A 7,754-nucleotide genomic window follows, 5' to 3' on the forward strand; every position below is an offset into this window, starting at 1 on the left:
CCCCCCCCCCCCCCCCCCCCCCCCTCCCCCCCCCCCCCCCCCCCCCTCCCCCCCCCTCCCCCCCCTCCCCCCCCCCCCCCCCCCCCCCCCCCCCCCCCCCCCCCCCCCCACAGGGGTCAGGGTTCGCTGAGGACGTGGGCGTGGCCGATGGTCGAGACGTGCACAGCGCTGCCGGCCGGCGGCGCGTACATGCCCGAGCTGCGCACCAGCAATGATCGGCCCGAGTGCTCGCCGGAGGCTGAAGACTGCAATTCCACCGTGAGTGTGCAGGTATTACCGCTGAAATCCCGATCGGTCACCACTGCGCGGCAGCCCAGGACTTCCGCGGTGTGGGGCAGGACACTGGCCAGTTGCAATTGCTCGGGCCGCAGCATGATCTGCGCGGCGTGGTTGTTGCGATGGTTGTTGACCGGTATCCGCCCCAGGTCGCAGTGGGCCCAGCCGGCCTCGATGCGGGCGGGCATGACCACGGCGTCGCCGAGAAACAGTGCGGTCTGGACATCGTCGGGGTAGCGATAAAGATCCAGCGGATGCCCGGACTGTACCAGTCGGCCATGGCGCATGACCGCCAGTTGATCGGCGAAGGACAGCGCTTCGCTTTGGTCATGGGTGACCAGGATGGTGGTGACTCCGGCGTCCGCCAGCAAGCGCGCCACCAGTTTGCGCATGCTGGCGCGCAGGCCGGTATCGAGTGCCGAAAACGGCTCGTCCAGCAGCATCAATCGTGGTTGCTGGGCCAACGCCCGTGCCAGCGCTACGCGTTGCTGCTGGCCGCCGGACAGTTCATGGGGCCAACGCTCGGCCATGCTGGCATCCAGGGAAACGCTGTCCATCAATTCCGCGACGCGTTCCTGCTTTTCGCTGCCCTTGGTCGCCAGGCCAAACCCGATGTTGGCCGCCACGGTCATATGCGGGAACAAGGCGCCGTCTTGCGGCACATAGCCGATCAGGCGTTGATGCGCCGGCACTTCGTGGGTGCTGTCGACCAGGGTCTGGCCGTTAAGTGATAGGCGCCCGGAATCTGGGAACTCGAAGCCGGCGATCATCCGCAACAGGGTGGTCTTGCCTGACCCGGACGGGCCGACAATCACCGTGCGACTGCCGGTGGGTACCGACAGGCTGACGTTTTCCAGGGCTTTTTGCGTGCCGTAGGATTTGGAGAGTGAATGCAGTTCTAGAGCGTTCATCGGCCAGCCGTTTTCTTGGATTGGTGATAAAGGATTCCGGTCAGCGGAAGCGACAGCACAATCATCAACAGAGCATAGGGCGCCGCGGCGGCGTAATCGATTTCGCTGGTCAGGGCCCAGAAACCGGTGGCCAGGGTGCGCGTGCCGTTAGGGGCGAGCAGCAGGGTCGCGGTCAGTTCGTTGGTGATGGCCAGGAACACCAGTGCGGCACCCGCCGCCGCCCCCGGAGCCGCTAGCCGCAGGGTGATCAGCCACAACGCACGCGCCGGCGAGCGGCCAAGGCTGCGAGCCATGTTTTCCAGTTCGACCGGTGCCTGGGCGATACCGGCACGCAGGCTTACCAGGGCGCGTGGCAGGAACATCAGCAGGTACGCCAGCAGCACGGTGATCGAAGTCTGGTAGATCGGCCGGGCAAAATGGATGGTCACCGTGACCAGCGCCAGTGCGACGACAATCCCCGGCAAGGAGCTGGTGATGTAGTTGCAGCTTTCCAGCAGCCGTTGCAGGCGGCCGGGCGAACGAATCGACAGCCAGGCGATCGGGATGGCAGCGCAGGTGGTCAGGACGGCACCCGCCACGCCGAACAACAGGGTCTGTTCCAGGGCGGGCAGCAGTTCGCTCAAGGCCCAGACCTGCACACCGCCGGCGATCAGCCATTTACCCAATGTGATCAAGGGCACACCCAACGCCAGGGCGCAGGTCACGATCTGCAACGCCAGTGCGAGCACCATGGCGGGGAGCTTCAGGGCGACAATGCGTTGCTCTCTGGCACTTCCCGAGCCGACGCGGGCGTAGCGCGCATGGCCACGGGCGGCGGATTCGGCGGTCAGCATCGCCAGGCAACACAGCGCCAACACACCGGCCAGCAGGTTGGCGGCCGGCCCGTTGAAGGTGGATTTGAACTGGTCGAAGATCGCCGTGGTGAAGGTGTCGAAGCGGATCATCGCGTACAGGCCATACTCGGCCAGCAGGTGCAGGCCCACCAGCAAGGCGCCGCCGCAGATGGCCAGGCGCAATTGCGGCAGCACCACGCGGAAAAACACCGCCCAGGGCTTGAGCCCCAGTGACTCGGCGACATCTTCGATGGCCGGGTCGAGTCGGCGCAATGTCGCGGCCACCGGCAGGTAGAGAAACGGGAAGTAGGCAATGACCGAGACCAGCACGCCGGCAAACAGCCCGTGAATCGGTGGCACCAGGCTGACCCAGGCATAGCTGTGCACGAACGCCGGCACCGCCAGCGGTGCGGTCGCCAGCAACGACCACCAGCGTCGTCCCGGCAGATTGGTGCGCTCGGTCAACCACGCGAGCGTCACCCCCAGTGCAATGCACAAGGGAACGGTAATAATCACCAGCAACACGGTGTTGACCAGCAGTTCGCCGACCCGGGGCCGGAACACCAGCGGTACTACGGCCGCCCAACCGGTTTGCAGGTACACGCCGATGACGAACGCGATGGGCAGCAGCGCCAGTAATGAAACCAGCACCGACAAACCGACCACCCACGCGCCGCCGCGACTCGCGAACAGGCCGCGTGACCGTCGTCGCAGGTTGGCGGGTGTGTTTTCGGCGACACCCGCCGGCAAGGTTTCAGGCATCAATTTAGAGCAGTCCCGCCTGAGTCATCAGCTCTACGGCTTTTTTACTGTCGAGTTTCGAAGCATCGACGGTGGGGGCGTCGAGCTGCTGCAAAGGCACCAGTTTGGGGTTGGATGGCGCATTCTTGCCCACGGCGTATTCAAACGATTTGCCGTCCTTGAGGATGGCCTGGCCGTCTTTGCCGGTGATCCATTTCAGGAACGCCTGGGCTTGTTCCTTGTGCTTGCTGGATGCCAGAACGCCGCCGCCGGAGATGCTGACAAAGGCACCCGGATCCTTATGTTTGAAGTAGTGCAGGGCGGTGTTCTTGCTGTTCTCGCCGGTCTTGGACTGATCGACGAAGCTGTAATAGTGGTAGATCACGCCGCTGTCGATCTGCCCGGCATTCACTGCTTTGAGTACCGAGCTGTTTCCACGGTAGGCACTGAAGTTGGTTTTCATTGATTTGAGCCAGTCCAGGGTCGCGGCTTCGCCTTTCTGTTGAAGAATCGCGGCGACGATGGCCTGGAAGTCTGCGCCGCCCGGGGAGGCGCCCCAACGTCCTTTCCACTCGGGGGCGGCAAGGTCCATGATCGATTTGGGCAGTTGCGCCTCAGGCAATTTGCTCGGGTTGTAGACGAACACCGTGGAGCGAGCGGCAATCCCCACCCATTTACCGTGGGCTGGACGATAGGCGGAATCGACTTGCTCCAGGGTGGCCTTGTCGACCGGCGCAAACAAACCGGCGTTGTCGACCAGGACCATGGCCGGGGAGTTTTCGGTCAGGAACACATCAGCCGGAGAAGCGGCGCCTTCCTGCACGATCTGATTGCCCATCTCCGTGTCATCGCCGTTACGCAAGGTGACCGGAATGCCGGTTTCCTGAGTGAAACCTTCGACCCAGGACTTGGTCAGGCCTTCGTGCTGTGCGTTGTAGACCACGATGCCAACTGTATCGGCGGCATACACGTGGCCGACGCTCAGAAGGGCAGTGGCCAACAGGGCTTTTTTCAGGAAGGACGGGACTCGGGAAATCATGCGATGGCAACTCCTGTTCTTTTGGTTTCGAGCAAGCAGATTCGACGGGCAAGCCGTCGATTATTGTAGATCAATAGGAATCATTTGCAGGTTTGTGGCGGCGGCAAATGTAATCGGTGAAATGAGAAAAATTCGTTAATTCCCCGAACCGATGTAGAACTTGTGGGAGCGAGCCTGCTCGCGAAAGCGGTGTGTCATTCACCAAATTTGTGGCTGACACGACGCCATCGCGAGCAGGCTCGCTCCCACAAAGGAAAGGTTTCCCGCAGGTGAGGGTGTTACTGGCCAGCATTGGCGGACGGGCAGCCTTTTTGCGTTCCGTTCGCTGCCTGGCTGATCAACGCGGCCAGGCGCTTGACGTTGTTCTGCTGCGCCGCCACCAGCTCATCGATGGACGGTCCGGAAGGCGTCTGCAAGGTACTGCGGCAAGGCGTCTGGATATCCTCGCCATTGCGCAGGCGCCATTTCACATCGATCAAGCCATATTGGCCGGGAATCGAGTCGAACCGCTGCACCTCCAGTCGCACCGAGATTTTGCGCTGGGGATTGTTGTTGTTCATCTGATCGAGCAGGGCGCTGCGCAGTTCATCCACCAGGCTGGCCCCCCACCACTCGGTTTCAAGGATGGCCATCCCGGTATTGCCCTGGCGTACGACAATCTGCGGGCGATCGACCTGAGGCGGGACGCTCAGGTATTCGATCTGGATATCCGAGGTGGTCCTTGTGTTACCGCTCAGTTGCGCGGGGGTCAACGTATGGAACTGAATCGGGTCGCTTCGGCACGCGGCGAGTAACGACAGCGCAGCGATCAACGCAATTTTCAGCGGAAAAGCCATGGATGATGCTCCTGTGGTCATTTACTTGGCGGCCCTTGCAGGTCCATGGGCGCGGCATTGTCGGGGCGACCGCGTATCAGGGATTCCGGATGGCGGCCCAGATAGTCGGCCAGGTCACGCAAGGCACGGGATGTGCGTCCCAGCTCGTCCAGGGTCTGGCCCAGTTTTTCCCGTTGCGGCGAATCGTCGGCCAGGGTCGAAGTCGCCGATTGCAACGTGGTATTGGCCGACTGCAGGGTCTTGCTGACGTCGGTTAGCGTGTTCTGCACCCCCGGCAGGGTCTTGGCATTGAATTGCCCTAGCGTCTTGCGCATTTCAACGAGGTTGCCGTCCAGGTTGCCGGCAATCCGCTCGATCGGCAGTTGATTGATCTTGGTGACCATGGCTTCGAGTTTTTCCTGCAACTGTTCGAGGCTGCCGGGAACGGTCGGAACCATGACTGGACGGGCGCTCGGATCGAATGCAACCTTGTCCGCTTTCGGGAAGAAGTCCAGGGCGATGTACAGTTGACCGGTCAGCAGGTTGCCGGTGCGGGCCTGGGCACGCAGGCCGTTTTCGATGAAGGTGCCGATGAGCCGCACGCCGGCGGCCTCATCGTTGGGATCATGCTTGAGCACCTCGAGCATTTTGATGTGTGCCTGGCCCAGGCGCTGCGGATAAATCACGATACCGACGTTGACCGGGAAGCTGCGTTTTTTGGCATCAAAGTCGAGGTTGACCGACACCACCTTGCCGATTTCCATGCCGAGGAACTCCACCGGGGCATCGACCTTGAGTCCGCGCAACGCCTGGTCGAAGCGCAAGGCCAGGTATTGTGGCTTGCCATTGGGCGGGGCGAGGGCGGTTTGCTGATCGTCAAACAACTCGAAGGCATATTCTTCGGCCGCGGGTTTGTCGCCAGGGCTGAACTCAGGCGCGCGGAACGCGATACCGCCGACCAATATCGAAGACAAGGACTCGGTCTTGACCGCAAACCCATTGGCTCCGACGTTCACGTCGACACCGCTGGCATTCCAGAAACGGGTGTTCTCGGTGACATAAACATCGTTGGGCGAGTGGATGAACAGGTCGATATTCACGCCTTTGCCGTCAGGGTCCAGCGCGTAGCCCACCACCTGGCCCACAGGAATCTTGCGGAAGTAGACCGGAGAACCGATATCAAGCGAGCCAAGGTCCTGGGTATGCAGGGTGAAACGCTTGCCCGGTTCGCCGTAGGTAATCGCCGGCGGATTTTCCAGGCCTTTGAAGGTCTTGGCGCGGCCATTGGCCTGACCGGCATCGGCGCCGATATAGTCGCCGGACAGCAGGGTATCGATGCCTGACACGCCACCGGCACCGATGCGTGGCCTGACGACCCAGAACTTGGAGTCTTCACGGGTAAAGCTTTCGGCCTGTTTCACCAGTTTAATGGTGGCGTTGACGCTTTTCTGGTCATCGCTCAGTTCCACGTCCGCGACATGGCCGATGACCACGCTGCGGTACTTGACTTCGGTCTTGTTGGCGACCAGACCGCTACCGGTCTTGAAGTTGATCGTGACCGTCGGCCCTTGCTGCATGATGTTGTGCACCACCAGCGAGATCCCTACCAGTACCGCGACGATCGGTACGATCCACACCAGCGACACGCCGAATCGGCGCGTCTTGACGGGGGCCTGGCCGGGGGCCTGTGGCCCGTCAGTGGCTTGTTGCTTCATCCGTGACCTCCTCGAAATGTGAACCTTCGCCCCTGGCATCCCAGATCAGGCGTGGATCGAAACTCATGGCTGACAGCATGGTGAACACCACCACCAGCCCGAAAAACAGAATGCCCGCCCGCGGCTCGATGTCGGCCAGGGCCTGAAATTTCACCAGCGAGGCCACCAGGGCCACGACTATCACGTCGAGCATCGACCAATAGCCGATCAACTCGACGAAGCGGTACATCGTCGACCGCTCCTTTTGTGCCCACAGGCTGTTGCGTTGCACTGTGATCAGCAGCATGGCCAAGGCAACGAACTTGATGCCAGGCACCGCGATGCTGGCAATGAAAATGATCAGGGCGATGTCCCAGGCACCGTGGGCCCAGAAGTCCAGCACGCCACTCATGATGGTGCTGTCGGCGCCGCTGCCGACCATCTTGGTGTTCATCACCGGCAGCAGGTTGGCCGGTATGTAGAACACCAGTGAGGTGAACAGGTAGGCCCAGGTCCGGGTCAGCGAGTTGGTCTTGCGCCGATGCAGCGGGGCGCCACAGCGCTCGCACTCGTGGGGTTCGAATGTCATGTCACAGGCCAGGCCACAGGTGTGGCATAGGCACAGGTTGAGCTCGCTGGCGGTCGGTGGTGTGGTCATGGCAAGTCCCACAGATCGCGGATATCGCGGCCGGCGACACGGATCATCATCAGGCTGAGGATGGCCAGGGCAATCAGGCCGATACCGGGAAGCACATCGAGAAAACCGGCGAGCTTGATCACGGCAACCATCGCCCCCAGCAGGCAGACTTCCAGCATGCTCCAGGGTCTGAGGGTTTCCAGCCAGCGCATGCAAAACTTGAAGGCCGGGGCGCGCCGATGGCTCAGGGCGAATCCCAGGACCCAGATCAGCAGTACCAGTTGGATGATCGGCGCGATGATCATGGCGATCGCCGCCACCATGGCAATGAAGGTGATCGGCCCCAGACTGAGGGCCAATACCGAGTCCCACAGGGTTGCGCTGTTTTTCAGCCCTTGCAGGCTGATGCTCATGACCGGATAGAAATTGGCGAAGATCCACAGCATCAAGGCCGTGAAGGTCAAGGCCAGCCGCTGTTCCACGGTCAAGCCGTTATAGCGCTGAAGCACACCGCCGCAGCGGATGCACAGGGTCTTCTGATGTTTGGCGAGCGTGGTTTTCTCGTACACGCAATCGCAGTGCTCGCAGATAATCAGTTGTTCACTCGTCGCCATAGGTAAAGCTCGACAGAAGGCAGGAATTGATGAGCACCCCCTCAATATAGAAGTGACTTGCAATTGAGCAAATCGAAAGGCTTAACGAGAAGAATAAAGCACTGTGGGGGGGGGGGGGGGGGGGGGGGGGGGGGGGGGGGGGGGGGAGTGGAGGGGAGGATGAGCATGCTCTATGGGGAGACAACCTCCACCCC

At 61.7% G+C, this 7,754-nt stretch carries 7 protein-coding genes; all 7 read right to left on the reverse strand.

Translation table 11 applies throughout. From position 1 onward, the window contains the following. Positions 1-116: 116 nt before the first annotated feature. The 7 genes from ACSFE6_RS30260 to ACSFE6_RS30290 all read right to left on the reverse strand — a co-directional run bounded on the left by ACSFE6_RS30260 (position 117) and on the right by ACSFE6_RS30290 (position 7,560). The gene (locus tag ACSFE6_RS30260) at positions 117-1,187 is read right to left on the reverse strand and encodes an ABC transporter ATP-binding protein (protein ID WP_435431044.1); all 1,071 of its coding nucleotides are present in this window, start codon (positions 1,185-1,187) and stop codon (positions 117-119) included. Further along, positions 1,184-2,782, reverse strand: a complete 1,599-nt coding sequence (locus ACSFE6_RS30265) for an ABC transporter permease (protein ID WP_435431045.1) — start codon at positions 2,780-2,782, stop codon at positions 1,184-1,186. Before ACSFE6_RS30265 ends, ACSFE6_RS30260 begins: the two co-directional genes overlap by 4 nt. Positions 2,783-2,786: 4 nt before the next feature. Continuing rightward, positions 2,787-3,800 carry an iron ABC transporter substrate-binding protein gene (locus tag ACSFE6_RS30270; protein ID WP_435431046.1) on the reverse strand — a complete coding sequence of 338 codons (1,014 nt, stop codon included), beginning with the start codon at positions 3,798-3,800 and terminating at the stop codon, positions 2,787-2,789. Positions 3,801-4,078: 278 nt separating this feature from the next. Beyond that, a complete protein-coding gene (locus ACSFE6_RS30275; protein WP_435431047.1) occupies positions 4,079-4,636 on the reverse strand; it encodes a PqiC family protein in 558 nt (185 codons plus the stop codon). Between the two features lie 17 nt (positions 4,637-4,653). Beyond that, positions 4,654-6,330, reverse strand: coding sequence for an intermembrane transport protein PqiB (locus ACSFE6_RS30280; protein WP_435431048.1), 1,677 nt, complete (start codon positions 6,328-6,330; stop codon positions 4,654-4,656). Next, the gene (locus tag ACSFE6_RS30285; RefSeq protein WP_435431049.1) at positions 6,311-6,967 is read right to left on the reverse strand and encodes a paraquat-inducible protein A; all 657 of its coding nucleotides are present in this window, start codon (positions 6,965-6,967) and stop codon (positions 6,311-6,313) included. Before ACSFE6_RS30285 ends, ACSFE6_RS30280 begins: the two co-directional genes overlap by 20 nt. Continuing rightward, positions 6,964-7,560: a paraquat-inducible protein A gene (locus ACSFE6_RS30290; RefSeq protein ID WP_435431050.1), complete on the reverse strand. Its 597-nt coding sequence runs from the start codon at positions 7,558-7,560 to the stop codon at positions 6,964-6,966. Before ACSFE6_RS30290 ends, ACSFE6_RS30285 begins: the two co-directional genes overlap by 4 nt. Between the last annotated feature and the right edge of the window lie 194 nt (positions 7,561-7,754).

The sequence above is a fragment of the Pseudomonas baetica genome (genome assembly GCF_051216495.1).
Lineage (GTDB): Bacteria > Pseudomonadota > Gammaproteobacteria > Pseudomonadales > Pseudomonadaceae > Aquipseudomonas > Aquipseudomonas baetica_B.

Excerpts from the sequence above, each read along its gene's own strand:
- ACSFE6_RS30260 (WP_435431044.1), bottom strand. The coding sequence starts at position 1,187 with ATGAACGCTCTAGAACTGCATTCACTCTCCAAATCCTACGGCACGCAA.
- ACSFE6_RS30265 (WP_435431045.1), bottom strand. The coding sequence starts at position 2,782 with ATGCCTGAAACCTTGCCGGCGGGTGTCGCCGAAAACACACCCGCCAAC.
- ACSFE6_RS30270 (WP_435431046.1), bottom strand. The coding sequence starts at position 3,800 with ATGATTTCCCGAGTCCCGTCCTTCCTGAAAAAAGCCCTGTTGGCCACT.
- ACSFE6_RS30275 (WP_435431047.1), bottom strand. The coding sequence starts at position 4,636 with ATGGCTTTTCCGCTGAAAATTGCGTTGATCGCTGCGCTGTCGTTACTC.
- ACSFE6_RS30280 (WP_435431048.1), bottom strand. The coding sequence starts at position 6,330 with ATGAAGCAACAAGCCACTGACGGGCCACAGGCCCCCGGCCAGGCCCCC.
- ACSFE6_RS30285 (WP_435431049.1), bottom strand. The coding sequence starts at position 6,967 with ATGACCACACCACCGACCGCCAGCGAGCTCAACCTGTGCCTATGCCAC.
- ACSFE6_RS30290 (WP_435431050.1), bottom strand. The coding sequence starts at position 7,560 with ATGGCGACGAGTGAACAACTGATTATCTGCGAGCACTGCGATTGCGTG.